Here is a 24,006-nt window from a genome sequence, read left to right as displayed (position 1 = left end):
CCCGGTGCAGCGGCCGTGCGCAGCGGCGGCGGTGCGCAGCAGGATCGCGGTGGCTCGGGCGGCAGCTTCAATCGCGGCGGAGCGGGACGCGGTGCGCCGCAACGCTCGCGCGAACCGGAGCCGGGCGGCGCGATGGCGGCTGCGTTTGCGAAGCTCAAGCAGAAGTGAGCGTCACGGACCGGAGCACGTCGTCGCACGCGCTCCGGTCCGTGACATGACTGCGTCGCGCGCTCAACCGCTTGCACGCGCGCATGAACAAAAAGCCCACGCATTGCGTGGGCTTTTTGTTTGCGCTCCCGCACGTCACGCGCGAGCCGTCAAATCTCGATCTTCGTTCCCAGTTCCACGACCCGGTTAGCCGGGATGCTGAAGAAGTCGGTCGGCTTCGCGGCGTTCTGATGCATCCACGCGAACACACGCTCGCGCCATACCGACATGCCCGGCAATTGCGTCGGCACCACCGTTTCGCGCGCGAGGAAGAATGACGTGTCCATCAATTCGAAGCTCATGTCGTGCGTGCGGCCGACGTCGAGCAGCACCGCCTTCACGTCGGGCGTTTCGTTAAAGCCGTAGGCTGCCTTCACCAGCCACAGGCCACCGTTCATGTCCTTCACGGTCACGCGATCGGCGTCCTTCACGTACGGAATGTCGCGCGTGACGAAGGTCAGAAAGATCGTGCGCTCGTGCAGCACCTTATTGTGTTTCAGGTTGTGCAGCAGGCTCACCGGCACCAGCGAATCGCTGCCGGTCAGATAGATCGCGGTGCCCGACACGCGATGCGGCGGATGCGCGAGCAGGCCTTGCAGGAACGGCATCAGCGGAATACCGTCGGCGGCCGTGCGTTCCTTCACGATCATCCTGCCCTTGAACCACGTCATCAGCAGGAAGAACAGCAGGCCGCCGATGCACAGCGGCAACCAGCCGCCCTCTTCGACCTTCAGCAGGTTCGCGCCGAAGAAGCCCAGGTCGACCACCATGAACACGCCGATGATGAGCCCAACCAGCAGTTTGTTCCAGTTCCACACCTTCACCATCACGACGCAGGCAAGGATCGTCGTGATCACCATCGTTGCCGTCACCGCGATACCGTACGCGGCCGCCAGATTGTCCGAGCTCTTGAACGCGATCACGATGCACAGGATGATGAACAGCAGCATCCAGTTCACGACCGGCACATAGATCTGCCCGATCGCGAGTTCGGACGTGTGCAGGACCTTCATGCGCGGCACGTAGCCGAGCTGGATCGCCTGGCTCGTCAGCGAGTACGCGCCCGAAATCACCGCCTGCGACGCGATCACCGTCGCGACCGTCGACAGCACGACGAGCGGCAACAACGCCCAGTCCGGCGCGAGCAGGAAGAACGGATTTTCGATCGCCTTTGGGTCGTGCATCAGCAGCGCGCCCTGGCCGAAGTAGTTCAGCACGAGCGAAGGCATCACGAGCACGTACCACGCCATGCGGATCGGCTGCGCGCCGAAGTGGCCCATGTCCGCGTACAGCGCCTCCGCGCCGGTCAGCACCAGCACGACCGAGCCGAGCACCACGTAGGCCTGCAGCACGTGCGCGGCCATGAACGTGTACGCGTAGTAGGGATTGAGCGCCTGGATCACATTCGGCGACTGCATGATGTGCCACAGGCCGAGCACGGCGAGCACGAGGAACCAAAGCGTCATGATCGGCCCGAACAGACGGCCGACCGTGGCCGTGCCGTGCCGCTGGATCCAGAACAGCACGATCAGGATCACGACGGTCAGCGGAATCACCAGATGCGACAGATGCGGCGCGGCGATCTGGAGACCTTCGACCGCCGAGATCACCGAGATTGCCGGCGTGATCACCGCGTCGCCGTAAAACATGCAGGCGCCGAAGATGCCGAGCATCATCAGAAGGCCGGCCATTTTCGATTTCTGATCGACCGAGCGCATCGCCAGCGCCATCAGCGCGAGGACGCCGCCCTCGCCGTTGTTGTCGGCGCGCATCACGAACAGCACGTACTTGACGCCGACCACGATCACGATTGCCCAGAACAGCAGCGAAATAACGCCAAGGATCGACTGATCGGTCAACGGGATGCCGTGCGACGGACTGAAGGCTTCCTTCAGCGCGTACAACGGGCTCGTACCGATGTCGCCGAACACCACTCCGATCGCGGCAATCGCAAGGGAAGGCAGTGGCTGTTTGTGTACGTGATTGTTATCTGTCATGGACGCGAGGAAATCCGTTCCGGGGCGGAAAAAACGACCGCTATTTTAAACTGCCCATCCGGTACCGCCCGGCTTGTTGTGGATACGCCACGTGGATGTCCGCGCAGTGTAGCACTGCGATATGGACGCGCCTGTCGCGGTGCGGACGTCCTGGCGCCGCGCGTGACGCATAAAAAAACGGAGCCCGACTGGGCTCCGTTTTGTGACACCGCGATGCCGCACGAGATCCGATGCGACAAAGCGTGAGGCGCGCGGCTTCGCGTCAATTGCCCGACGCCTCATCGGCCTGGGCGATGCCGCGCTTGATCCACGCGCCGAGGTTGTGCGGACGCACCGTGTCCCACTCCTCGAACGGCTGATGAATCCACGGGTTGGTCGGCAGATACTGCACGTGGTAATCGGGCTTCACCTTCGAGCAGCCCTTGTACCACAGCACGGCCGAGCGCACCGCGGTGATGGCCGGATAGCGTTCCTTCAGATGCTGCTGCACGCGCGCGAGCGTGACGCCCGAATCGACGAGGTCGTCGACGAGCAGCACGTTACCGTGCAGTTCGCCGCGCGTCATCGTGATGTATTGCGCGATGTCGAGTTCGCCCTGCTGCGTGCCCGCTGCCTCGCGATAAGAGCTCGTTGCCAGAATCGCCAACGGCAGATCGTAGATGCGCGACAGCTGGTCGCCGACGCGCAGACCGCCGCGCGCGAGGCACAGGATCTTGTCGAACTTCCAGCCCGATTCGTGCACGGCAAGTGCGAGCATCTCGATCAGCCGGTGATATTCGTCCCAGCCGACCCACAGGTTCTTGTCGTCGTTGCGCGGATCTTTCATCGCGATCATGGGTACACCTTGCATCGCTTAGACCTTGAACGGATGACGCAGCAGAATCGTTTCGTCGCGGTCCGGACCGGTGGAGACCATGTCGATCGGAATGCCCGCGACTTCCTGCACGCGCGTCAGGTACGCACGCGCGTTGGCGGGCAGCTTGTCCCACTCCTTGATGCCGACCGTGCTTTCCTTCCATCCCGCAAAGGTTTCGTAGACCGGTACGCAGCGCGCGACTTCCGTCGCGCCGCGCGGCAGCAGATCGACGTTGTGGCCGTCGATCGTGTAGCCGACGCACAGCTTCACTTCGTCGAGACCATCGAGCACGTCGAGCTTGGTCATGCACAGCCCCGTCACACCGTTGATCTGGATCGAGCGACGCAGCGCGGAGACGTCGAGCCAGCCGGTGCGGCGCGGACGGCCGGTGACCGAGCCGAATTCCTTGCCGACGGTGGCGAGTTCGAGGCCGATCGGGTCCTGGCGCGAGGCATTGTCCGCATCGTACAGTTCGCTCGGGAACGGGCCCGAACCGACACGCGTGCAGTACGCCTTCGTGATGCCGACGATGTAGTTGAGCTTCTGCGGACCGACGCCCGCGCCCGCCGTCGCGGCACCCGCGACGCAGTTGCTCGAGGTGACGAACGGATAGGTGCCATGGTCGATGTCGAGCAGCGTGCCCTGCGCGCCTTCGAACAGCAGATTGCCGCCGTTCGCGTTGACGTCGTAGAGACGGCGCGACACGTCGGTGACCATCGGCTTCAGTCGGTCGGCGTAGCTCAGCATCGTGTCGAGCGTTTGCTGGAAGTCGACCGCGGCAGCGCCGAGGTACTGTGTGAGCACGAAGTTGTGATAGTCGAGGTTTTCGCGCAGACGCTCGGCGAAGGCTGGTGCGTCGAACAGGTCCTGCACGCGCAGGCCGCGGCGCGCGACCTTGTCTTCGTAGGCCGGGCCGATGCCGCGGCCGGTCGTGCCGATCTTGCTCGCGCCGCGGCGCGCTTCGCGGCCCTGGTCGATCGCGACGTGGTACGGCAGGATCAGCGTGGTGGCTTCGGAAATGAACAGGCGCTTCTGGACGTCGATGCCGGCGGCTTCGAGTTCGCCGATTTCCTTGAACAGCGCTTCCGGCGACAACACGACGCCATTGCCGATGTAGCACGCGACGCCGGGATGCATGATGCCCGACGGAATCAGACGCAAGATGGTTTTCTTGCCGCCGATGATAAGCGTGTGACCGGCATTGTGACCGCCCTGGAAGCGAACGACGCCCTGAGCGTGGTCCGTCAGCCAGTCGACGATCTTGCCCTTGCCCTCATCACCCCATTGGGTACCCACGACGACGACGTTGCGCCCGGGGTTCACATTCACTGCGCTGGCAGACATGTTGTTTCGTAAGCTGGTTAAAAACGTATTTTACCTAGGTTCGCGGAAGCTTCCGGAATTTTTCCGTTTCCGCTCAACGGTATGCACGTTATGTTGAGTACTGGGAGGGATGCGCGGCCGCGCAAAGTCGCTCGACCGCGCGCGATTCGGGCGGTGGTTGCGGCGCCCTCGGGCGAGCGTCGGGGGACGGGTCGCCGGCAGCGTAGATCGGAACGCGCGGCTCAAGCGCGCGGTTCAACCACCCATGCGCCATTGCGCTCGACCAGCACCCGGTCGAACGCGAATTCATCGAGATCGTGCTTGTGGCCAGGCAGCGCCTGGATTACCACTTCACCGCCATCGCGCAATGCCGCGACAGCCACGCGCAACGCTTCGTCGTGCCGCCACGGCGCGAGGATCGCGCTGCTGCGCGCTTCGACCGGCGAGATCCGCGCGACTTCGCGCAGATCCAGCGAAAAGCCGGTTGCCGCGCGAGCGCGGCCATAGGCCTGACCGACGTGGTCGTAACGGCCGCCGCGCGCGACCGCGTTCGGCACGCCGTCCACGTAAGCGGAGAACATCACACCGCTGTGGTACGCGTAGCCACGCAGATCGGCGAGGTCGATCATCACTTCGGCGCCGTCGACCTGGCTCGCGAGGAACGCGAGGTCGTCGAGCGCGCGGGCGATCGCCGGTGAATTCGGCAGACGCGCGCGGGCCTCTTCGAGCACCGACGCGTCGCCGTACAGCGTCGTCAGCGCGCTCAGCGCATCGCGAATCACCGGCGAGAATTGCGCGGTCATCTCGACCAGACGCGGCACGTCCTTGCCGGCCAGCGCGTCGTAGAGCGCCGGGCCCAGTTCCTCGGCGGCCGGCTCGGCTTCGATCAGCGCGGCCAGCACGCCCGCGTGACACAGGTCCAGACGCACCTTCGCGAGGCCGGCGAGACGCAGCGCGTCGAGCATCAGCTGCTGGATTTCGAGGTCCGCTTCGAGCCCCGCGTGGCCGTAGATTTCCGCACCGATCTGGATCTGCTCACGCGTCGCATGCAGGCCGCGCGGGCGCGTATGCGCGACGTTGCCCGCATAGCAAAGACGCGTGACGCCCTGGCGGTTCAGCAGATGCGCGTCGATGCGCGCGACCTGCGGCGTGATGTCGGCGCGCAGACCGAGCGTGCGGCCCGACAGCTGATCGACGAGCTTGAAGGTGCGCAGATTTAGATCGTGCCCACCGCCCGTCAGCAGCGACTCGATGTATTCGAGCAGCGGCGGCATCACCATCTCGTAGCCGTACGAGCGGAAACGGTCCAGCAAATGACGCCGCAATTCTTCGATCTTGCGGGCCTCCGACGGCAGCACGTCGGCGATATTCTCAGGAAGCAACCAGGTCGACATCGATACAGTCCTACGGCGTTGAACACGGCGTCTTGCAGCGCCGATGATGAGTGTGAATGACGTAGAGCGGCTTGATTCTGGCGGCTGACACAGACGCCCGGGCGGCGCTTTGCGGCACGCGCGCGACGCGCGGCGGCGTGGCCGGTCAGTACGCGTTTTGCTCGGGCCGGCAAAACACGCCGCAACACGCGGCGTTCGTCAGACAAGCAAGCCGGCTTCAGGTCGCGATGAACAGTAGAACCAGCCCGAGCAACATCACGATGAGCCCTCCGACACGAATCTGATGCGGCGGTCGTTCCGCTATTTTACGGAACGTGTCGCGCCAGGCGGTTGGAAAAACGAACGGAAACATCCCCTCGATAATCAGCATCAGCGCGATCGCGAGCAATAACGAACCAGCTATGTCCATGCGAGTGAAGCGGCCGCGATGCGGATGCCGCGGCCTTCGGTAATCAGCGTTTGCGCGCAGCAGGCGCGGAAGCGTCCGGGGCGACGCCGCCGGTCGGGCTACGCATGAAGCGGAAGAACTCGCTACTGGAGTCGACCACGATCAGGTCGCCCGGCTTGAAGGTCTTCCGGTACGCCTGCATGCTTTGATAAAACTGGTAGAACTGCGGATCCTTGCCGAACGCTTCGGCAGCGATCTCCGCGGCCTTTGCATCGCCTTCGCCGCGAATGCCCTGCGCCTGCGCGAGGCCGTCGGCGAGCACCGCCTGCTGCTTCGCGAGCGCGTCCGCGCGGATCTGGTTCGCTTCGGCGGCGCCCTTCGCTCGCTCGTCCGCCGCGACCTGCTTGCGCGCGGCGATCATGCGCTTGAATACCGAGTCGGCCACCGCTGCCGGGAAATCGACGCGCGTGAGTTGCACATCCACGACCGATACGCCGAGCGATGCCGCGCCCTTGTCCATCGCACCGCGGGCCTGTTCGGCGATCGCCGGTTGTTTGGCGAGCGCGTCGGACAGCGTGAACTTGCCGAACGCGTCGCCGAGCGCGCCGCGCGACAGCAGCGCGAGCCGGTCGGGCAGACTCTGCGGATCACCCTTCGTTTCGGCGATCAGCTTCAGCGGATCGGTCACGCGGAACTTGATCACCGGGTTGACCAGCAGATCGGTTTTGTCGGACGTGACGTAATGATCTTCGTCGGGTGCGTCGAGCGACTGGATGCGATTGTCGACGAACGCGACCGTTTGCAGCGGCGGCGGCAGCTTCACGTGCAGCCCCGGGCCGAGCAGCGTGGGCGTCGCGTCGCCGCGCCCGGACAACACAGCCATATGCCGTTGATCGACGACGAACACCATCGACGATGCCGCGAACAGCACGATGACGAGCGCGACGACGAGCGCAATGATTCGGTTCATATTCTTGTGCGCTCCTTATTGAACGTCGTCTTCACGCATGCGATTGCGGAACGCTTCGCGCGAGCGCAGCGACGCGGCGCTCGGCCGGCTCGCTGGCGCAGGCGCGGAAGCGGCGGGTGCGGATGCGCCATCGGCGGCGGAGCCTGCCGCGGCACCGGTCTCAGCGGCCGACGGCGCGGCCGCACTCGCCGCTTGCGGCGCGCCCGCGACAGCAGGACCCGAAGCGGCGGCGCCCGCCGCCGCGGCCTGGCGTTCGCGATTCTGCTCGACGAGCCTGTCGAGCGGCAGATACAGCACGTTGTTGCCGTTCTTCGCGTCGACGAACACCTTGGTCGCGTTCGCGTAAATCTGCTGCATGGTTTCCATGTACAGGCGGAAGCGCACGACGGCCGGCGCCTTCGCGTATTGGGCGTAGACCTGGTTGAAGCGCTCGGCCTCGGCCTGCGCCTGCGCGACCGTGGTCTGGCTATAGGTTTTGGCTTCCTGGACCTGACGATCGACGTCGGCCTGCGCGCGCGGCAGAAGATCGGCCGCATAAGCCTGCGCATCGCGTTTCGCGCGTTCGTTTTCGTCGTGCACCTTCGCAGCGTCGGCGAACGCGGGTTGCACCTGCTCGGGCACCTGCACGCTCTGGATCGTCACGCCCGTGACTGCCAGACCGGACTGGTCCTGATCGAGCGATTGCTGGATCGCCGCGATCAGCTGCTGGCGCAAAGTTTCGTGATCCTGATCGAGGATATCGCTAGTGCTCTGCGCGCCGACGATGCCGCGCACCGCCGCCTGCGCGGCATGCATCACGCTCTGATCGGGATCGACGCTGCGAAACAGAAAGTCGTTGGGCTTGCGCACCTGGTACTGCACGGCGAAGCGCACGTCGACGATGTCGCCGTCGTGCGTGAGCATTGACGCGTCCTTGACGTTCGCGAGACGCACCACATTGCTACGGCCGATCTCGACCTGGCGGATCTGCCCGACATTGACGAACTCGTGGGACTCGAACGGAAACGGCAGACGCCAGTGCACGCCCGGCTCCGCGGTATAGCGATACTTGCCGAACTGCAGCACGACGGCCGCCTGGCCATCCTGCACGACGAACACACCGCTGCCGAGATAGATCGCGATCAGCACGCCGATCACGATGCCGACGCCGATGCGCGCGCCACGGCCGTTGTCAGGACGGCCACCGCCGACACCGCCGCCCCTGCGCCCGAAAATCCGGGACAGACGGCGATTGAATTCGCGCCACATTTCGTCGAGGTCGGGCGGACCTTCACCGTCGCGTGCCGGTCGCTTCGGATCGTTCGGCCGTTGCCGGTCGCCGTTGCCGTCGCCCCGGCCCCAACGCGGATCGTTCAGTGAAAGCAAGGCGCGCATACGCAGCCAGATACTCCGCTCGTTGTAATCGTTCACCTGTGTTCGTTCACCAGAGTAGACAGCGGGTCAGTGCAATTGGAACGGGTCAGTGCCCGAGTTCTGGAACCTTGCGGTCGTCGCGCAGTTGCGCCGCGCGGTCATCTTGCGACGCATCGAGCGGCATGTCGGCAAGCGGTTCGGCTGTAGCGATTTCGGCGATGGCAGCGCGCAATGCATCCAGCCCCTGCCCGGTGCGCGCGCTCAAAAAGACGCGCGAAATATTACCATACTCGTCCCGCTCGACCGCGTCGCCACGGGCTGCCAGCTCTGGCACCGCGTCGATCTTGTTGAACACGAGCACCTGACGGATCGTGTCCGCGCCGATCGCGTGCAACACCTCGTTGACCTGATCGATCTGGTCGAGCCGCACCGCGCTCGATGCATCGACGACATGCAGCAGCAGGTCCGCGTGAATGGTTTCCTCGAGCGTCGCGCGGAACGCGGCGACGAGCTGGTGCGGCAGCTCGCGGATGAAACCGACGGTATCGGACACCACCACCTGCCCCGCTTCGTCGCCCAGATACACGCGCCGCGAGGTGGTATCGAGCGTGGCGAACAACTGGTCGGCGGCATACGCCTGCGCCTTGGTCAGCGCGTTGAAGAGCGTCGATTTGCCGGCGTTCGTGTAGCCGACGAGCGACACCGACATCGTCTGGTTGCGATGCCGCGCCCGGCGTTGCGTGCCATGCTGGCGGCGCAGCTTGTCGAGGCGGATCTTGAGCGCCTTGATGCGCTCGCCGATCAGCCGGCGGTCGGTTTCGAGCTGCGTCTCGCCTGGACCGCGCAATCCGATACCGCCCTTCTGACGTTCGAGGTGGGTCCACGCGCGAATCAGCCGGGTCGACAGATATTGCAGCTGCGCGAGTTCGACCTGCAGCTTGCCTTCGTGGCTGCGTGCGCGCTGCGCGAAAATGTCGAGGATCAGACTGGTGCGATCGACCACGCGCCGATTAAGCGCCCGCTCCAGATTGCGCTGCTGCGCAGGCGCCAGAGCATGGTTGAAGATCACGAGTTCGATGTCGTTTGCTTCGCACGCAAGGCGCAATTCTTCGGCCTTGCCGCTGCCGACGAACATCTTCGCGTCGGGACTGGAACGGCGTCCGGTGAGGGTGACCAGGGGGTTCGCGCCCGCGCTGTGCGCGAGCAGGCTGAGTTCTTCGAGACTGGCTTCGAAATCGATCTTGCCGAAGTCGATGCCAACGAGCGCTGCATTGATCAAATTGGAGGGTATCAAAATGACGCGGCCGGGAGTGATCGCCAACGGGCGACAGTGTGCCGGCCGCGGCGAGGGTTAGGACTGTTCGGAATCCGGGTGGAAATTCACCGGACGGGCAGGCACGACCGTCGAAATGGCGTGCTTGTAGACCATCTGGGTGACCGTATTCCGGAGCAACACGACGTACTGGTCGAACGATTCGATGTTCCCTTGAAGCTTGATGCCGTTGACCAGGTAGATCGACACCGGCACATGCTCTTTACGCAGTGCGTTCAAAAACGGGTCTTGTAACAATTGCCCTTTGTTGCTCATAGCAAACTCCGTATTTTTTTGCAGGTTGACTGAATTGACGGCGAAGAAAAAGAGATCCGCCGCCAACCGCTACACTATAGCTGATTTTCATTTCGACGCGCGGGCCCGGGACCCCCGGCCAAACCCAGCATACACGCGGGTTTCAGCCCAGCTTTAAGACCAGCTTCAGCTTGCTTCAGCCTTTGTCCGCGTAAGGGTTCGTCGACGATCTGAACTCTATTCGCAATGGAGTCCCCGTCAGCTTGAAAGTTTCCCGGAAGCGATTTTCGAGGTACCGCTTATACGTGTCGGTGATCGCGTCGAGCGCATTGCCGTGAATCACGATAATCGGCGGATTCTGTCCGCCCTGGTGTGCGTAACGCAGCTTCGGACGCACTGGACCGCGACGGCGCGGCTGCTGGAATTCGACCGCCTCGATCAGCGCGCGCGTCAGCTTCGGCGTCGGCAGCTTCGACATCGCGGCCGTGTACGCGTCGTCGACCGAACGCATCAGCGGCCCGATTCCGGTTTTTTCCGCGGCGGAAATGAAATGGAATTTGGCGAAGTCCAGAAATTTTAGTTTGCGTTCGAGGTCGGCTTTGGTGCGCTCGCGCACATGCGGATCGAGACCGTCCCATTTGTTCACGCCAACCACCAGCGCGCGGCCCTGCTCGACGACGAAGCCAGCGATGTGCGCATCCTGATCCGAGATGTCCTGACGCGCGTCGAGCAGCAGGATCACGACGTTCGCATCGGAGATCGACTGCAGCGTCTTCACGACCGAGAACTTTTCGATCGCCTCGAACACCTTGCCGCGGCGGCGCAGGCCGGCCGTGTCGATCAGCGTATACGGCTTGCCGTTGCGCTCGAAATCGACGTAGATCGAGTCGCGCGTAGTGCCGGGCATGTCGAACGCGATCACGCGCTCTTCGCCGACCAGCGCATTGATCAGCGTCGACTTACCAACGTTCGGCCGGCCGACGATGGCGATCTTCACGCCGCGCGCTTCCTTGTCTTCCTCGCTCTCTTCCGGCTGACCGGCATACGCGACTTCGAGCGCCTCGTTGATCATGTCGGTGACGCCGTCGCCGTGCGCGGCCGAAATCGCGCGCGGATCGCCGAGACCGAGTTCGTAGAAGTCGGCCGCGACGTTGGCGTACTTCATGCCCTCGGCCTTGTTCACGACGAGGAAGATCGGCCGGCCAACCTTGCGCAGATAGTCGGCGATCGACTTGTCCTGCGGCGCGAGACCGTTGCGCCCATCGACGATGAACACGACGACGTCCGACTCCTCGACCGCCTGGCGGGTCTGGCGCGCCATCTCGTGCAGGATGCCGTCTTTCGCGACCGGCTCGAAGCCGCCGGTGTCGACGACCAGATACGGCCGCTCGCCGGCGCGTCCTTCGCCGTAATGGCGATCGCGCGTGAGACCGGGCAGGTCGGCAACCAGCGCATCACGCGAACGCGTAAGGCGGTTGAACAGCGTGGATTTCCCCACATTGGGGCGCCCAACGAGGGCAATAACGGGTTTCATCTGATGTTGTTCACGGTGAAACGCGGGATCGCAACCGATCGCGCGCGTAGCGACGCCAGGCGGGCGCCACGGGGTGGCGTTCTGACGAAATTATCACGAATTCAGCCTGCTCCGGATGCGCGATCGATATGCGCATCCAGGCGGACGGGCGTGGACTGCACAGACGCCGCCGGGGGCGCCTGCTTCAGACCGGGCTGCTCGACGGCTGACGCGCTCGTGTTCGAGGGCGTCTTTAATTTGCAAGGCCGTCGACGAAGCGCACGCGCCGCCTTGCGTGCCGGCGGCCACAGCCTCGATCCGACTTGCCGGACCAGCCCGTCCGGCGATTTTTTCTATTGAGCCTGCCCGATCACGCGACGGGCAGCGTGGCAACCCGACGCACGAGCCGCACGCCAAAGCCGGCGCAGACTTCAATTAAAAAGCGCGCGGCCGGCAAAGCCGGCCTGCGCGCCTGACATCATCTATCGCGATCAGCGCGGACGATAGCCGAACAGGCCGCCGTCGCGCGTCTGTACGACCAGCGTGTCGCCAGCCAGCACCGGCGCCGCGGTAATCGCGCTGCCGTCGGTCTTCACTCGTGCGACGAGCGTGCCGTCGACGGTCGACAGGAAATGCACGAAGCCCTTGTAGTCGCCGAACACGGCCGCGCGGCCGAGCAGCGTCGGCACGCTCAGGTCGCGGTTCTTCAGCGTGTCGTTCTTCCACAGCACCGAGCCGTTGTTCACGTCGAATGCGGACACGACCGACCAGTCGTCGGCGGCGACCACGCTGCGCTCATCCTGCGCGAGGCCGGTCGTGCTCGAGAACGGCTTGCCCCACAGCGCGCGGCCCGAGTTGGCGTCGAAACAGCCAATCTGGCCCTGGAACGTCACGGCGCAGGTCTCCGAACCCACCAGCGTGGGCGGGCCGGTCACGTCGTTGATACGCTCGACCTCGGTCACGCCCTTCGGATACGACACCGGCGTCTGCCAGTAGGCGTCGCCCGTCTGCAAGTTGATCGCAGCGAACGAGCCGCCCGGGAAGCCGGCCAGCACGGCCGCGTCACCTGCGAACGTCATGCCCGACGACACGCGCAGGTTCAGCGGCACCGCGCGGTTGCGGAAGTTCCACTTCTGCTCGCCGGTTTGCGCGTTGAACGCGACGATCTGGCCGTCGATCGTGCGCACGATCACGAGGCCGTTGCCGACGAGCGGCGGCGTAATGATCTCGCCCGGCGCCTTCGCGGTCCATAGCTGCTTGCCGTCCGCGCCTAGCACGTACACGTCGCCCTTCAAGCCGCCGACCGCGGTGAGCGTGCCATCGCTGCCGACGCCCGCCGACAGATCATCGTGCAACTTGACGCGCCACACGTCCTTGCCCGTTTGCGCGTCGATCTTGGCGACCGTGCCATTCGTGCCGGCAGCATACACGGCATTGCCGACCGCAACCGGCGAGAACAGGTAGCGGCCCGCCTTGCCGACACTCGCCGACCAGGTCTGCTGCACGTCGAGCACGGGTTTGAACTCGTTGAGCGGCGTCGGCACACGGCGCTCGTCTTTCGTGGATGAGCAAGCCGCCAGCGTGAGAACGGTCATCGCACAGATAACGGGCACGGCGTAACGTTTCAGCAGATTCATCGGTGGACGAAGCATTCAGGAAATTGGATTAAAGGAGACCGCCTTGCGGTCGTGGCTCGCGGCGCGCTGCGCGGGACGCTCAGCCGCCAAGTGCATCCAGCTTGAACTGGATCAGCTGGCGCGCCGAACTGTCGCTGTTCGACAGCGAGTCGAGCGCGAGCTTGTAGGCCGCGCGCGCGTCGTCGCGCTTGCCCTGGGCGGCGAGCAGGTCGCCGCGGCGGTCCGCCACGACGCCCTTGAAGGCATCGGATTGTGGCTCGGCCAGGAGCGCGAGGCCCTGGTCGTATGCCTTGTCGTCGAGCAGCAGCGATGCCATGCGCAGCTTCGCGATCTGCTTGAACTCGTCGTCCTTCGCGTGATCGATCGTCCATTGCAGCTGCGCTTTCGCGCCGGCTTCGTCGCCAGCGACGTACAGCGCCTTGGCGGCGCCGAGCGCGGTCATCTGCGCGTAGGCAGTACGGCCGAACTTGTCTTCCATGTCGGCGGCGACGCGCGCAATCTGCGCCTTATCGCCCGATGCCGCGGCTTGCTGAACCTGGTCATACAGCACCGCGGCTTCCGCGGCCTGACGACGCTGCCAGAAATTCCAGCCGTTCCAGCTCGCGCCTGCCAGCAACACCACCAGCACGATCCACGTGGTCGCATTGCCCCACTGCGTCCACCATGCCTTCAGACTTTCAATCGATTCTTGTTCGTCGTGGTAACTCATTGCCCGGCGATTTCCTCATTCTTGCTACGTGTGCGTGTCGAGCCAGCCGGCCCAACGACATCGCGATCAGTCGTCGCCGTCTTCGGCGGATGCAACCATCGCATTGATTAGATATTCGGTCAAGTCTTCGGCGGGCACGTTCTGTTGCTCGTTCTTACCGCCGTGGGCTTGCGTATCGCGCAGCGGTTTCACGCCGACCGTGCCGTTGGCGATCTCATCTTCGCCGAGCACGACCGCGAACGCGGCGCCGCTCGCGTCGGCGCGCTTCATCTGCGACTTGAAACTTGCCGACTGACCGTCCGCGCTGCAGTGCAGGATCACGTCGAGACCGGTATCGCGCAGACGCTCGGCGATGATGAACGCCTGCTCGCGCGCGGTGTCGCCCTGATGGACCACGTACACGTCGCAACCTTCGTCTTCCGGCACGAGCTGTTCTTCCTTAAGCAGCTCGAGAATCCGCTCGACGCCCATCGCCCAGCCGCACGCAGCCGTCGGCTTGCCGCCGAGCTGTTCGATCAGCGGATCGTAGCGGCCGCCCGCCGCGACCGTGCCTTGCGCGCCGAGTTTGTCGGTCACCCACTCGAACACGGTCAGATTGTAGTAATCGAGACCGCGCACGAGACGCGGATTGATCGTGAACGGAAGGTTGTTCGCCTTCAGCAGACGCTGCAGAGCTTCGAAGTGCGCGCGCGATTCTTCCCCAAGAAAATCGATCAGCTTCGGCGCGTTCCGCGCAACTTCCTGCAGCGCAGGATTCTTCGTATCGAGCACGCGCAGCGGGTTCGTATAGAGACGGCGCTTCGCATCTTCGTCGAGCACGTCCATGTGCTTTTCGAGATACGCGATCAGTTCGACACGATGCGCGGCGCGCTCTTCAGCGAGGCCCAACGAGTTGATTTCGAGCTTGATGCCAGTCAGGCCGAGGTCGTCCCACAGACGCTGGCACATCATGATGATTTCCGCGTCCGCATCCGGACCCGCGAAACCGAGCGCCTCGACACCGACCTGGTGGAACTGGCGATAACGGCCGCGCTGCGGACGCTCGTGACGGAACATCGGACCGATATACCACAGACGCTTCGGGCCATCGTACAGCATGTTGTGTTCGATCGACGCGCGCACCACGGCCGCCGTGTTTTCCGGGCGCATCGTCAGGTTTTCGCCGTTCAATGCGTCGGTGAAGCTGTACATCTCTTTTTCGACGATGTCGGTCACTTCGCCGATACCGCGTGTGAACAGCTGCGTATGCTCGACGATCGGCGTGCGGATATTCTGGTATCCGTACGAACGCAGCATCGACTTGACGGTGGTTTCGAAAAATTCCCAGAGCCCGGCTTCCTGCGGAAGGATGTCGTTCATGCCCTTCACGCCAGACAGCTTCTCGAGCTTTTTCTTCTGTTCAGTCATCTGTGTTTCGATAGCCGGTTTTTAGTTGAGCGCGTCGGCGCGGCCATAGCGGCGCTCGACGTAGTCGCTCACGATTTGCTGGAATTCTTGCGCGATGTTCTCGCCGCGCAGCGTCTTCACCTTTTCGCCGTCGATGAACACCGGCGCGGCCGGATTCTCGCCCGAGCCCGGCAGGCTGATGCCGATATTCGCCTGCTTCGATTCGCCCGGACCATTGACGATGCAGCCCATCACCGCGACGTGCATCTGCTCGACGCCGGGATACTGGTCGCGCCACACCGGCATCTGCTGACGCAGGTAGGTCTGGATCTGCGACGCGAGTTCCTGGAACAGCGTGCTCGTGGTGCGCCCGCAGCCGGGGCACGCGATCACCATCGGCGTGAACGACCGGAGGCCCATGGTCTGCAGAATTTCCTGACCGACGATCACTTCGCCTGTGCGCGACGCGCCCGGTTCCGGCGTCAGCGAAATACGGATCGTATCGCCGATGCCCTGCTGCAGCAGAACCGACAGCGCCGCGGTTGACGCGACGATGCCCTTCGAACCCATGCCCGCTTCGGTCAGGCCAAGATGCAGCGCGAAATCGCAACGGCGCGCGAGTTCGCGGTACACGGCAATCAGATCCTGCACGCCGCTGACCTTGCACGACAGGATGATCTGGTCGCGCCCGAGGCCGAGTTCGACCGCACGTTCCGCCGAGCCGATCGCCGACTGGATCAGCGCTTCGTACATCACGCTTTGCGCTTCCCACGGAGTGGCGCGCGAGCCGTTTTCGTCCATCATCTTCGCGAGCAGGTCCTGGTCGAGGCTGCCCCAGTTCACGCCGATGCGCACCGGCTTGTCGTATTTGACCGCCGTCTCGATCATCTGCGCGAACTGCGTGTCGCGCTTCGCGCCGTGCCCGACGTTGCCCGGATTGATCCGGTACTTCGACAGCGATTCCGCGCAGCCCGGATAGTCGCGCAGCAGCAGGTGGCCGTTGTAATGGAAGTCGCCGACGAGCGGCACCATCACGCCCATGCGGTCGAGTTGCTCGCGGATCGCCGGCACGGCCGCCGCCGCTTCCGGCGTATTCACGGTGATACGCACCAGTTCGGACCCGGCTTGCGCCAGTTCCTTGATCTGGATAGCGGTACCGATCACGTCGGCGGTGTCGGTGTTGGTCATCGACTGCACGCGCACCGGCGCATCGCCGCCGATGGTCACGAGCTCGCCGCCCCAGCGGACGTTGACCGCATGCGACTTGCGCCGCATCGCGGGGCCGCCGAACACCGGCTCGTCTGAAACGATCTTGCTACAGGATTGGGATTGAGCGTCGGTTTGCATCGAAAAACCCATTTACGCCGCACGCGCTATGCAAAAACGCAGCGCCTGAATTGAAAAAGCGCCGCGGACCGGTTGACCGCGGCGCATACCGTATCTGTCAAGGCAGCGCAAAGCGCGCCACGTTGCCCTTGGCTGTCGCATATTTCGACGGATCGACCGGCTGGCCGTCGAGCGTCACCGACTCGAGACCCGCCTTGTTGCCGACCGTGACCTTGAACGGACCGACACCCGTCACTTGCTTCGGATCGCCGGCATGCACGAGGCCGGAGAACAGTTCCTTGCCGTTCTTGTCACGCACGCTGAACCAGCTGTCCTGCGTCACGCGCAGCGCGACGACCGCCTCGCCGAGCGCTGGCGTGACCGCCGGTGCCGACGCGTTCGCCACGACCGCCGGTGCATTTGCGCTCTCCATCGCGGCCTGTGCCTGAGCCTGCGAGCCGGCCTTCGGTGCCGCGGCCGCCGGTGCCGGCGTTGCCGCCGTATTCGCTGCCGGGGCCGAGCCCGGCGCGGTGCCAGTGGCAAGCGGAGCCGGCATCGGCGTTGCCGACGCAGACACCGCATTGTCCGCGCTCGCCGCGTTGTCAGCCGTGGCCGCCGCGTCCGGCGCCGATGCCCCTTGCGCCGCCGTCGCCGGACCCTGAGCGACCGCGCCCGAAGCCGCCGTGTCGCTGATAGTCGAACTATTCGCGCTTGCCTTCAGGCGCGCAAGCCACGCGGACGAATCACCGCCGTTAGTGCGCCACATCCCGAGTGCGATGACCGCGACGACGATCGCCGCAATGCCCCACAGCCACGAACGGCTCTTATGCCCGCCGTCACCGAGCGACAGCGAAACCTTGCCGCGCGGCAGATCCTTGCCAGATGACGCCGGCATCGACAGATTCGGCGCCGGCACGCCCTTCTCGCGACGCAGCGCCGCCGTAAAAGGCGCCGGATCGGCGCCCAGCATTTTCGCGTAGCTGCGCACGACGCCGAGTGCGAATGTCGTGTCCGGCAGATGGCTGACGTCGCCCGCCTCGAGCGCGCTCAGCTTGACGACCGACACCTTCAGCCGCGCCGACACGTCCTCGATAGCCCAGCCTTTCGCCTCGCGCAACTGGGTCAAGCGCGCGCCAACCGCTGCCAACGAATCAAGGGCCGGCTGCACGACAGGCTGGACCACCGCCCTTGCAACGGGTGCCGGATGGCCATCGCTCGTGTCTGTCTCGTGCGGCTGCGGGTGCTGCGGCTCACTCATCCCAAATCCTTTCGCGTCGATTCTTTTAATCGTGCGACCGGACGGGCTCGAGCGTCACGTCCAAATCGCAGACCGTTTATAACAAAATGTGCGGCTTTGTGTACCGCTCCCGATCGATTCTGCAAACTTTCTTTTAATCGCCGGTGGCATGCGAGCATTTTTGCGCTCGCGGTACTTTCCGCCGAACGCCGACGCCCTGCCGCCCTCGCGATTACACGGCGTTACACGGCGCGAACCTCGATCACCTTCGCCGCCTTCCCGGTGCGCTCAGCAAGACGCGTGCGGTCTTTCACCGCGCCGGCCAGCTGACCGCAGGCAGCATCGATATCGTCGCCGCGGGTCTTGCGCACAGTGGTGACCACGCCAGCGTCCATCAACACCTGCGCAAACCGCTTGATCTGTTCCGGCTTCGAACGGATAAGGCCCGATTCGGGGAACGGATTGAACGGAATCAGATTGAACTTGCACGGCACGTTACGCGTGACGGCGAGCAACTCGCGCGCGTGCGCCTCGCTGTCGTTCACGCCATCGAGCATGCAGTATTCGAACGTAATGAAATCTCGCGGCGCGACTTTCAGATAGCGCTCGCACGCCGCCATCAGCTCGCGCAGCGGGTACTTTTTGTTGAGCGGCACCAGCACGTCGCGCAGCGCGTCGTTCGAGGCATGCAGCGACACCGCGAGCGCCACGGGCAGATCCGCGCCGAGCCGGTCCATCATCGGTACGACGCCCGAAGTGGACAACGTGACGCGCCGGCGCGACAGGCCGTACGCATTGTCGTCGAGCATCAGGCGCATGGCCGGCGCGACTGCGTCGTAATTGAGCAGCGGCTCGCCCATCCCCATCATCACGACGTTCGTGACGACGCGCTCGCCCTTGCCGTCGCCGCCCATCGCGCGGCCGCCGGCATCACCACGCGACGCGCGCAGCGCAAACTCAGCCATGCGCAACTGGCCGATGATTTCGCCGGTGGTGAGATTGCGGGAGAACCCCTGCTTGCCGGTCGAGCAGAACCGGCAGTTGACCGCACACCCAGCCTGTGACGACACACACAGCGTGCCGCGCGTTTCTTCGGGGATGTAGACGGTTTCAACGGCGTTGCCGTTTCCGACGTCGATCAGCCACTTGCGTGTGCCGTCCGACGAAACGTGGTCGCTGACGACGCCCGGCATCGTGATCGCGGCGCGCCCTTTGAGCTTTTCGCGCAAGGACTTCGCGAGATCGGTCATGCCGTCGAAGTCGGCAGCGTTGTATTGATGAATCCAGCGCTGCAATTGCTTGGCGCGAAACGGTTTCTCGCCCAGGCTGTCGCAATAGGCGACGAGCCCTTGGGCGTCGAGGTCGAGAAGGTTGACGGAGGGACTGCTCGTCATATCGAATCCTGCCATTTCATTGCGAGACTACGTTCATGCAACAAGCTGCATGAACGCCGTGCCCGTTCGCGCCCATTCCTGCTGCTTTTACCTTACTACTTTGCCGTGCAACGCGCGCGATTCATGCGATAAAACAATTCGGCTGCACGAAACGCGCCAGGCGGACACGGCTTACGACCGAGGCCAGTGCCTGACCTCAGCGCGAGGCGCTCAACGCGAGTAGACGTTGACTTGGGGGAAGAAGAATGCGATTTCAATCGCGGCCGTTTCCGGTGCGTCCGAGCCGTGCACCGCGTTGGCGTCGATGCTGTCCGCGAAGTCGGCACGGATCGTGCCCTTTTCTGCCTTCTTCGGGTCAGTCGCACCCATCAGATCACGGTGTTTCAGGATCGCGTTTTCGCCTTCCAGCGCCTGCACGACCACCGGACCCGAGATCATGAATTCGACGAGGTCCTTGAAGAACGGACGTGCTGCGTGCACGGCGTAGAACTTCTCGGCGTCAGCACGCGACAGATGAACCATGCGCGATGCCACGATCTTCAGACCAGCGTTTTCAAAACGGGTATAGATCTGGCCGATCACGTTCTTGGCCACTGCGTCCGGTTTGATAATCGACAGGGTGCGCTCGATCGCCATAAAAGCTCCAAAAAATTAAGAAGTTACAGATTCAAGTGAATCCGCTATTGTAGCATGTTCCCGTGCATCATTGCGATTGAACCCTTACAGCACTGAAAGGATCAAAGCAAAGGGCGCGAAATACTGGTAGCGTAGGCGATATGGGCGACTGGAGGTATTGAAACTCCGTGCTGCCGCGCTAATCTTACGGATGAACGGTGCGCCCGCCGGCGCTTCGCAAATTGCCGTATCACCATCACGAAACACGCTTCCGAGGTAAGGAGAGATCATGAACGAACATCCGTATATGTTTGGCCGCAACGGCGCGGTCAGCACGGTCGAAACACGCAACCGCGTGCTGCGGAATACCTACTGGCTGCTCGCGCTGTCCATGATTCCGACCGTGCTCGGCGCGTGGGTGGGTCTTGCCACCGGCTTCTCACTGTTTGCCGCCACCAGCCCCGCCATGAGCATGCTGGCATTCTTCGCGATCGCCTTCGGCTTCATGTTCGCGATCCAGCGCACCAAGGACAGCGCCGTCGGCGTCTTCGTACTGCTCGGCTTCACGTTCTTCATGGGGCTGATGCTGTCGCGCATTCTCGCGTTCGTGCTCGGCTTCTCGAACGGCCCGTCGCTGATCATGCTCGCTTTTGGTGGCACCGGTGTGATCTTCGCGGCCATGGCGACCATCGCCACGGTCAGCAAACGTGACTTCTCGGGCCTCGGCAAGTGGCTCTTCATGGGCGTGATCGTGATCCTGCTGGCTTCGGTCGCGAACGTGTTCCTGCAACTGCCGGCGCTGATGCTGACGGTTTCAGTCATGGCAATCGTGATCTTTTCCGTCTACATCATGTTCGACGTGCAGCGCGTCGTGAACGGCGGCGAGACGAATTACATCACGGCGACGCTGGCGATCTACCTGGATCTGTACAACGTGTTCGTCAATCTGCTTGCGCTGCTCGGCATTTTTGGCGGCAACCGCAATTAAGTTTGCCCGGTCGTGCGGCGTGCCCCACGCCGCACTCGACGCTCAAATTAGAAGCCCATAACGATTGCTCGTTATGGGCTTTTTCATTACCTGACCACCCGGCGCATGGCGTGCAGCGCGACCGGACGCCAACCGGGCGCCACAGTCACACCGTCAACCACGCGAAACCTTCGCTCTGCGACGCAACCACCACCTCCGTGGGAGCCGCGTCAAGCACGCCCGCCAGCGCCGCCTGCGCAAGTTCCGGCAGATTGTTCTGCTGGCTCAGATGCGCCGCGACCAGATGCCGCAAGCGCGAGCGGTCGAGCGACGCCAGGATTTCAGCCGCCGCGTGATTGTTCAGATGCCCGTGATTGCCGCCGATACGCGCCTTCAGCGACGGCGGGTAACGACTGCCCGCGAGCATCTGCACGTCATGATTGCATTCGAGCACGAGCGCGTCGCAGCCACTCAGCACCGCGCTGATATGCGGCGTGGACGTGCCCACGTCGGTGAGCACGCCAAGCCGGCTCGCGCCGTTCGAGAACACGTATTGGAGCGGTTCGCGGGCGTCGTGCGGAACGGTATAAGGGAGAACGCTGAGCTCTCCGATCGATACCGCCTCGTCGCCCCACAGCACCTGCAGGTCAACATCGGCTTCGTCGGCGCCCACCGCGCGCGCGGTGCCCCAGCTCATGTACAGCGGAATCGACCACTTGCGCGCCAGCGTCAATGCGCTGCCGATGTGATCGCTATGTTCATGCGTAATCAGGATCGCGTCGAGGTGCTCGGCACTCGCGCCGAGCCGCGTCAGACGCCGCTCGACTTCGCGCGCGGAAAAACCGCAATCGAGCAGCACACGCGTGGTGACCGCACCGCTGCGCGCCTCCACCAGCAGCGCATTGCCTTCACTGCCGCTGCCGAGACTTGCGAAGCGCACGACCCGCCTTAGTTCAGTTGCGCGTGCAGCAGCGACACGATGCGCTGCGCGTCCGACGACGTGTCGATCTGCCCATTCGCGTCGACGACCGCGACCTGCGTCACCGCGTCGCCCTTCGCGCGCACGTTGACGAGGAATTCCTGGCCCGGCTTGCGCGTCGAATTGCCGCTGTAGAACAGTTTGCCGAACAGGCCTTCCTTCTTCAGTTCCTGCATCGAATCCGCGTAGCGCACGTAGTAGATGCCCTTCTCGCGATCGCGGTTGTCGACCGTAAAGTTGGTGCGATCGAGCGCGAGGCCCACACGCAGCCAGGCACGGTCGAACGACTCCTGCAGATCGAGCGTCGACGCACCCGCACTCTGCTCGATCGTGGTCGGCGCGGCGGCGGTGCGCGCGTCGGTCAGCAGCTGCTTCGATTGTGCTTCAGTCAGGCCGAACTTCTGCATCAGCTTGGCGAGAAACAGCGCCTCGAGCGCCGGATCACGCGGACGCTCTTCCCAGCGCGAAGACGTCTTGTCCTGCCCGGTCATCACCTCTTCCATCGCGCTGTGCGTGATCGAGATATCGGTCGCGCTGTCCGGACCGCGCGATACCAGCGTGCGGAAACTGTCGCGGGTGCCCGACGAATAGGCGAAGTCGATGACCTTGCCGACCGTGCGGCGGAACCAGTCGTCCGGAATGTTCGCGCGGTTTTCCGCCCAGTCGGTCGTCATGATGCCGGTGGCCGGCGCATCGGTCTTCAGCACGAAGCCGTTTTCCTGCCAGAACTCCTGCAGCTGCGGCCAGAGCTGTTCCGGGGAACGGCCGTCTACCACCAGCCAGCGACGGTCGCCGTCGCGCTCGATATGCATGCCGAGCGGATCCTGCGCGTTCGGCTGACCTTCGGTTGCGTTGCCGGCCGCCGTGACAGCGCGCGTCGGCGTGCCACCAAGCGCCAGATTGGCCGGCGGTGCCACATAGCGCTGGTCGTTCGGCGACGTGCTCAGATCGCTCGGCACGGCGAGCGGCGGCGCGCTCGAGGTCGCCTTGTAGTTGACGCGGTCGGAAGCGAACCAGTCGTTCAGCGTGTCACAGCCGGCGAGCGTCGACAGGGCAAGCGCCAGCGCCGCCATGCGGGTTGCGTGGAGGGAAAGTGCGGAACGTTTCATGAGGTCCTTCGTGATGCTGGAACGCGATGCCTCGTTCGATCTGCCGGGAACGTGGGCTGAAGCGACGTCGGTTAATGAAATGCCGGTGGCGGTCTTGCGTGGGCGGCGGGACGGTCGGCCCGTTCAGCCGAGCAGGCCCGCTTCGCGCAGCGCGCCGCGCACCACTTCGTGGTATTGCGCATCGAGCGGCGTGAGCGGCAGGCGGATGCCGCCCTGCACACGCCCCAGTTGCTGCAGCGCCCACTTCGCCGGAATCGGATTCGCTTCGGCAAACAGGTACTTGTGCAGTGACAGGAGTTTCAGATGAATGTCGCGCGCGGTCTTCACGTCCGCAGCGAGCGCGGCCTTGCACAGTTCGCTCATTGCGCGCGGCGCGACGTTCGCGGTGACCGAAATATTGCCGTGACCGCCGAGCAGCATCAGCGCGATCGCGGTGGGGTCGTCGCCGCTGTAGATGCCGAAATGCGCCGGCGCCGACTTGATCAGATGCGCGGCGCGGTCGATGTTGCCCGTGGCCTCCTTCACGCCGACGATGCCCGGCACCTGCGCGCAGCGCAGGATGGTCTCGTTGCTCATGTCGGCGACGGTGCGGCCCGGCACGTTGTACAGAATCACCGGCAGATCGACGGTTTCGGCGATCTTCGCGAAATGGCGGTAAATGCCTTCCTGGGTCGGCTTGTTGTAGTACGGCACGACCTGCAGCGTGGCATCCGCGCCGACGTCCTTCGCGTGTTGCGTGAGTTCGATCGCCTCAGCGGTGGCATTGGCACCCGCGCCCGCGATGACAGGAATGCGTCCAGCGGTGTGCTCGACTGCGGTCTTGACCATCAGCACGTGTTCTTCGACCGACAGCGTGGCCGACTCGCCGCTCGTGCCGACCACGACGAGCGCATTCGTGCCTTCCTCGACGTGCCAGTCGATCAGTTTGCGAAACGCCGGCAGATCGAGGCTGCCGTCTTCGAGCATCGGAGTGATGATGGCAGGAATGCTGCCGCGGATCTGAACGCCGTCCTGGTGACCGCTGTGGTTGCCGTTAGTCATGAAACGCCATGAATATGATCAGGTAAACCGCGATTGTA

General features: G+C 63.9%; 21 protein-coding genes. 1 reads left to right on the top strand and 20 read right to left on the bottom strand.

Going from position 1 to position 24,006, the window contains the following annotated elements; genetic code table 11:
- Window positions 1-317 precede the first annotated feature (317 nt).
- From OKW38_RS26150 to ndk, 17 genes are all read right to left on the bottom strand, one after another.
- Window positions 318-2,204 (bottom strand): potassium transporter Kup, encoded by a 1,887-nt coding sequence (locus OKW38_RS26150; RefSeq protein ID WP_429363683.1) that lies wholly within the window; start codon window positions 2,202-2,204, stop codon window positions 318-320.
- Between the two features lie 262 nt (window positions 2,205-2,466).
- The gene (locus OKW38_RS26145) at window positions 2,467-3,039 is read right to left on the bottom strand and encodes a phosphoribosyltransferase (RefSeq protein WP_167368598.1); all 573 of its coding nucleotides are present in this window, start codon (window positions 3,037-3,039) and stop codon (window positions 2,467-2,469) included.
- Between the two features lie 18 nt (window positions 3,040-3,057).
- On the bottom strand, window positions 3,058-4,404 hold the full coding sequence (locus OKW38_RS26140) for an adenylosuccinate synthase (RefSeq protein ID WP_429334805.1): 1,347 nt from the start codon (window positions 4,402-4,404) through the stop codon (window positions 3,058-3,060).
- A 221-nt stretch (window positions 4,405-4,625) separates the two neighbouring features.
- Window positions 4,626-5,777 carry an ATP phosphoribosyltransferase regulatory subunit gene (locus tag OKW38_RS26135; RefSeq protein ID WP_429363681.1) on the bottom strand — a complete coding sequence of 384 codons (1,152 nt, stop codon included), beginning with the start codon at window positions 5,775-5,777 and terminating at the stop codon, window positions 4,626-4,628.
- 217 nt (window positions 5,778-5,994) lie between these two features.
- Complete coding sequence (locus tag OKW38_RS26130) at window positions 5,995-6,186, bottom strand: DUF2065 domain-containing protein (protein WP_090800720.1); 192 nt, start codon at window positions 6,184-6,186, stop codon at window positions 5,995-5,997.
- A 43-nt stretch (window positions 6,187-6,229) separates the two neighbouring features.
- Entirely contained in the window at window positions 6,230-7,135 is a 906-nt protein-coding gene (hflC, locus tag OKW38_RS26125) for a protease modulator HflC (protein WP_429363679.1), read from the bottom strand.
- Between the two features lie 15 nt (window positions 7,136-7,150).
- Window positions 7,151-8,545 (bottom strand): FtsH protease activity modulator HflK, encoded by a 1,395-nt coding sequence (gene hflK, locus OKW38_RS26120; protein ID WP_429363677.1) that lies wholly within the window; start codon window positions 8,543-8,545, stop codon window positions 7,151-7,153.
- 49 nt (window positions 8,546-8,594) lie between these two features.
- On the bottom strand, window positions 8,595-9,782 hold the full coding sequence (gene hflX / locus OKW38_RS26115) for a GTPase HflX (RefSeq protein ID WP_429334807.1): 1,188 nt from the start codon (window positions 9,780-9,782) through the stop codon (window positions 8,595-8,597).
- Window positions 9,783-9,839: 57 nt separating this feature from the next.
- Entirely contained in the window at window positions 9,840-10,076 is a 237-nt protein-coding gene (gene hfq, locus OKW38_RS26110; RefSeq protein WP_006051315.1) for an RNA chaperone Hfq, read from the bottom strand.
- A gap of 175 nt (window positions 10,077-10,251) precedes the next feature.
- A complete protein-coding gene (gene der, locus OKW38_RS26105; protein ID WP_184022435.1) occupies window positions 10,252-11,589 on the bottom strand; it encodes a ribosome biogenesis GTPase Der in 1,338 nt (445 codons plus the stop codon).
- Window positions 11,590-12,059: 470 nt separating this feature from the next.
- Window positions 12,060-13,205, bottom strand: coding sequence for an outer membrane protein assembly factor BamB (gene bamB / locus OKW38_RS26100; protein WP_429363676.1), 1,146 nt, complete (start codon window positions 13,203-13,205; stop codon window positions 12,060-12,062).
- 79 nt (window positions 13,206-13,284) lie between these two features.
- Window positions 13,285-13,914, bottom strand: a complete 630-nt coding sequence (locus tag OKW38_RS26095; RefSeq protein ID WP_429363675.1) for a YfgM family protein — start codon at window positions 13,912-13,914, stop codon at window positions 13,285-13,287.
- Window positions 13,915-13,980: 66 nt separating this feature from the next.
- On the bottom strand, window positions 13,981-15,321 hold the full coding sequence (hisS, locus tag OKW38_RS26090) for a histidine--tRNA ligase (protein ID WP_090800731.1): 1,341 nt from the start codon (window positions 15,319-15,321) through the stop codon (window positions 13,981-13,983).
- A gap of 21 nt (window positions 15,322-15,342) precedes the next feature.
- Complete coding sequence (gene ispG, locus OKW38_RS26085) at window positions 15,343-16,659, bottom strand: flavodoxin-dependent (E)-4-hydroxy-3-methylbut-2-enyl-diphosphate synthase (protein WP_090800733.1); 1,317 nt, start codon at window positions 16,657-16,659, stop codon at window positions 15,343-15,345.
- Window positions 16,660-16,744: 85 nt separating this feature from the next.
- Window positions 16,745-17,884 carry a helix-turn-helix domain-containing protein gene (locus OKW38_RS26080; RefSeq protein WP_429363673.1) on the bottom strand — a complete coding sequence of 380 codons (1,140 nt, stop codon included), beginning with the start codon at window positions 17,882-17,884 and terminating at the stop codon, window positions 16,745-16,747.
- A gap of 221 nt (window positions 17,885-18,105) precedes the next feature.
- Window positions 18,106-19,257 carry a 23S rRNA (adenine(2503)-C(2))-methyltransferase RlmN gene (rlmN, locus tag OKW38_RS26075; RefSeq protein WP_429363671.1) on the bottom strand — a complete coding sequence of 384 codons (1,152 nt, stop codon included), beginning with the start codon at window positions 19,255-19,257 and terminating at the stop codon, window positions 18,106-18,108.
- A gap of 210 nt (window positions 19,258-19,467) precedes the next feature.
- Complete coding sequence (gene ndk, locus OKW38_RS26070; protein ID WP_090800738.1) at window positions 19,468-19,893, bottom strand: nucleoside-diphosphate kinase; 426 nt, start codon at window positions 19,891-19,893, stop codon at window positions 19,468-19,470.
- Window positions 19,894-20,161: 268 nt separating this feature from the next.
- Here ndk and OKW38_RS26065 point away from each other — a divergent pair, with 268 nt between their 5' ends.
- Complete coding sequence (locus OKW38_RS26065) at window positions 20,162-20,860, top strand: Bax inhibitor-1/YccA family protein (RefSeq protein WP_090800739.1); 699 nt, start codon at window positions 20,162-20,164, stop codon at window positions 20,858-20,860.
- Between the two features lie 145 nt (window positions 20,861-21,005).
- On the opposite strand, the gene OKW38_RS26060 is transcribed toward OKW38_RS26065, so the two are convergent.
- From OKW38_RS26060 to dapA, 3 genes are all read right to left on the bottom strand, one after another.
- The gene (locus tag OKW38_RS26060; RefSeq protein ID WP_090800741.1) at window positions 21,006-21,779 is read right to left on the bottom strand and encodes an MBL fold metallo-hydrolase; all 774 of its coding nucleotides are present in this window, start codon (window positions 21,777-21,779) and stop codon (window positions 21,006-21,008) included.
- Between the two features lie 8 nt (window positions 21,780-21,787).
- A complete protein-coding gene (bamC, locus tag OKW38_RS26055; protein ID WP_090800743.1) occupies window positions 21,788-22,927 on the bottom strand; it encodes an outer membrane protein assembly factor BamC in 1,140 nt (379 codons plus the stop codon).
- A gap of 123 nt (window positions 22,928-23,050) precedes the next feature.
- Complete coding sequence (gene dapA, locus OKW38_RS26050; protein ID WP_429363669.1) at window positions 23,051-23,968, bottom strand: 4-hydroxy-tetrahydrodipicolinate synthase; 918 nt, start codon at window positions 23,966-23,968, stop codon at window positions 23,051-23,053.
- Between the last annotated feature and the right edge of the window lie 38 nt (window positions 23,969-24,006).

Source organism: Paraburkholderia sp. MM5496-R1, assembly GCF_050436205.1.
Lineage (GTDB): Bacteria > Pseudomonadota > Gammaproteobacteria > Burkholderiales > Burkholderiaceae > Paraburkholderia > Paraburkholderia tuberum.
The sequence above is the reverse complement of the archived record's forward strand: the minus strand, read 5'-3'. Positions and strand labels throughout refer to the sequence as shown.

Excerpts from the sequence above, each read along its gene's own strand:
- OKW38_RS26150 (WP_429363683.1), bottom strand. The coding sequence starts at position 2,204 with ATGACAGATAACAATCACGTACACAAACAGCCACTGCCTTCCCTTGCG.
- bamC (WP_090800743.1), bottom strand. The coding sequence starts at position 22,927 with ATGAAACGTTCCGCACTTTCCCTCCACGCAACCCGCATGGCGGCGCTG.
- OKW38_RS26135 (WP_429363681.1), bottom strand. The coding sequence starts at position 5,777 with ATGTCGACCTGGTTGCTTCCTGAGAATATCGCCGACGTGCTGCCGTCG.
- hfq (WP_006051315.1), bottom strand. The coding sequence starts at position 10,076 with ATGAGCAACAAAGGGCAATTGTTACAAGACCCGTTTTTGAACGCACTG.
- OKW38_RS26140 (WP_429334805.1), bottom strand. The coding sequence starts at position 4,404 with ATGTCTGCCAGCGCAGTGAATGTGAACCCCGGGCGCAACGTCGTCGTC.
- ndk (WP_090800738.1), bottom strand. The coding sequence starts at position 19,893 with ATGGCGATCGAGCGCACCCTGTCGATTATCAAACCGGACGCAGTGGCC.
- OKW38_RS26130 (WP_090800720.1), bottom strand. The coding sequence starts at position 6,186 with ATGGACATAGCTGGTTCGTTATTGCTCGCGATCGCGCTGATGCTGATT.
- OKW38_RS26095 (WP_429363675.1), bottom strand. The coding sequence starts at position 13,914 with ATGAGTTACCACGACGAACAAGAATCGATTGAAAGTCTGAAGGCATGG.
- OKW38_RS26065 (WP_090800739.1), top strand. The coding sequence starts at position 20,162 with ATGAACGAACATCCGTATATGTTTGGCCGCAACGGCGCGGTCAGCACG.
- OKW38_RS26080 (WP_429363673.1), bottom strand. The coding sequence starts at position 17,884 with ATGAGTGAGCCGCAGCACCCGCAGCCGCACGAGACAGACACGAGCGAT.
- dapA (WP_429363669.1), bottom strand. The coding sequence starts at position 23,968 with ATGACTAACGGCAACCACAGCGGTCACCAGGACGGCGTTCAGATCCGC.
- hisS (WP_090800731.1), bottom strand. The coding sequence starts at position 15,321 with ATGACTGAACAGAAGAAAAAGCTCGAGAAGCTGTCTGGCGTGAAGGGC.
- der (WP_184022435.1), bottom strand. The coding sequence starts at position 11,589 with ATGAAACCCGTTATTGCCCTCGTTGGGCGCCCCAATGTGGGGAAATCC.
- ispG (WP_090800733.1), bottom strand. The coding sequence starts at position 16,659 with ATGGGTTTTTCGATGCAAACCGACGCTCAATCCCAATCCTGTAGCAAG.
- rlmN (WP_429363671.1), bottom strand. The coding sequence starts at position 19,257 with ATGACGAGCAGTCCCTCCGTCAACCTTCTCGACCTCGACGCCCAAGGG.
- hflC (WP_429363679.1), bottom strand. The coding sequence starts at position 7,135 with ATGAACCGAATCATTGCGCTCGTCGTCGCGCTCGTCATCGTGCTGTTC.
- bamB (WP_429363676.1), bottom strand. The coding sequence starts at position 13,205 with ATGAATCTGCTGAAACGTTACGCCGTGCCCGTTATCTGTGCGATGACC.
- OKW38_RS26145 (WP_167368598.1), bottom strand. The coding sequence starts at position 3,039 with ATGATCGCGATGAAAGATCCGCGCAACGACGACAAGAACCTGTGGGTC.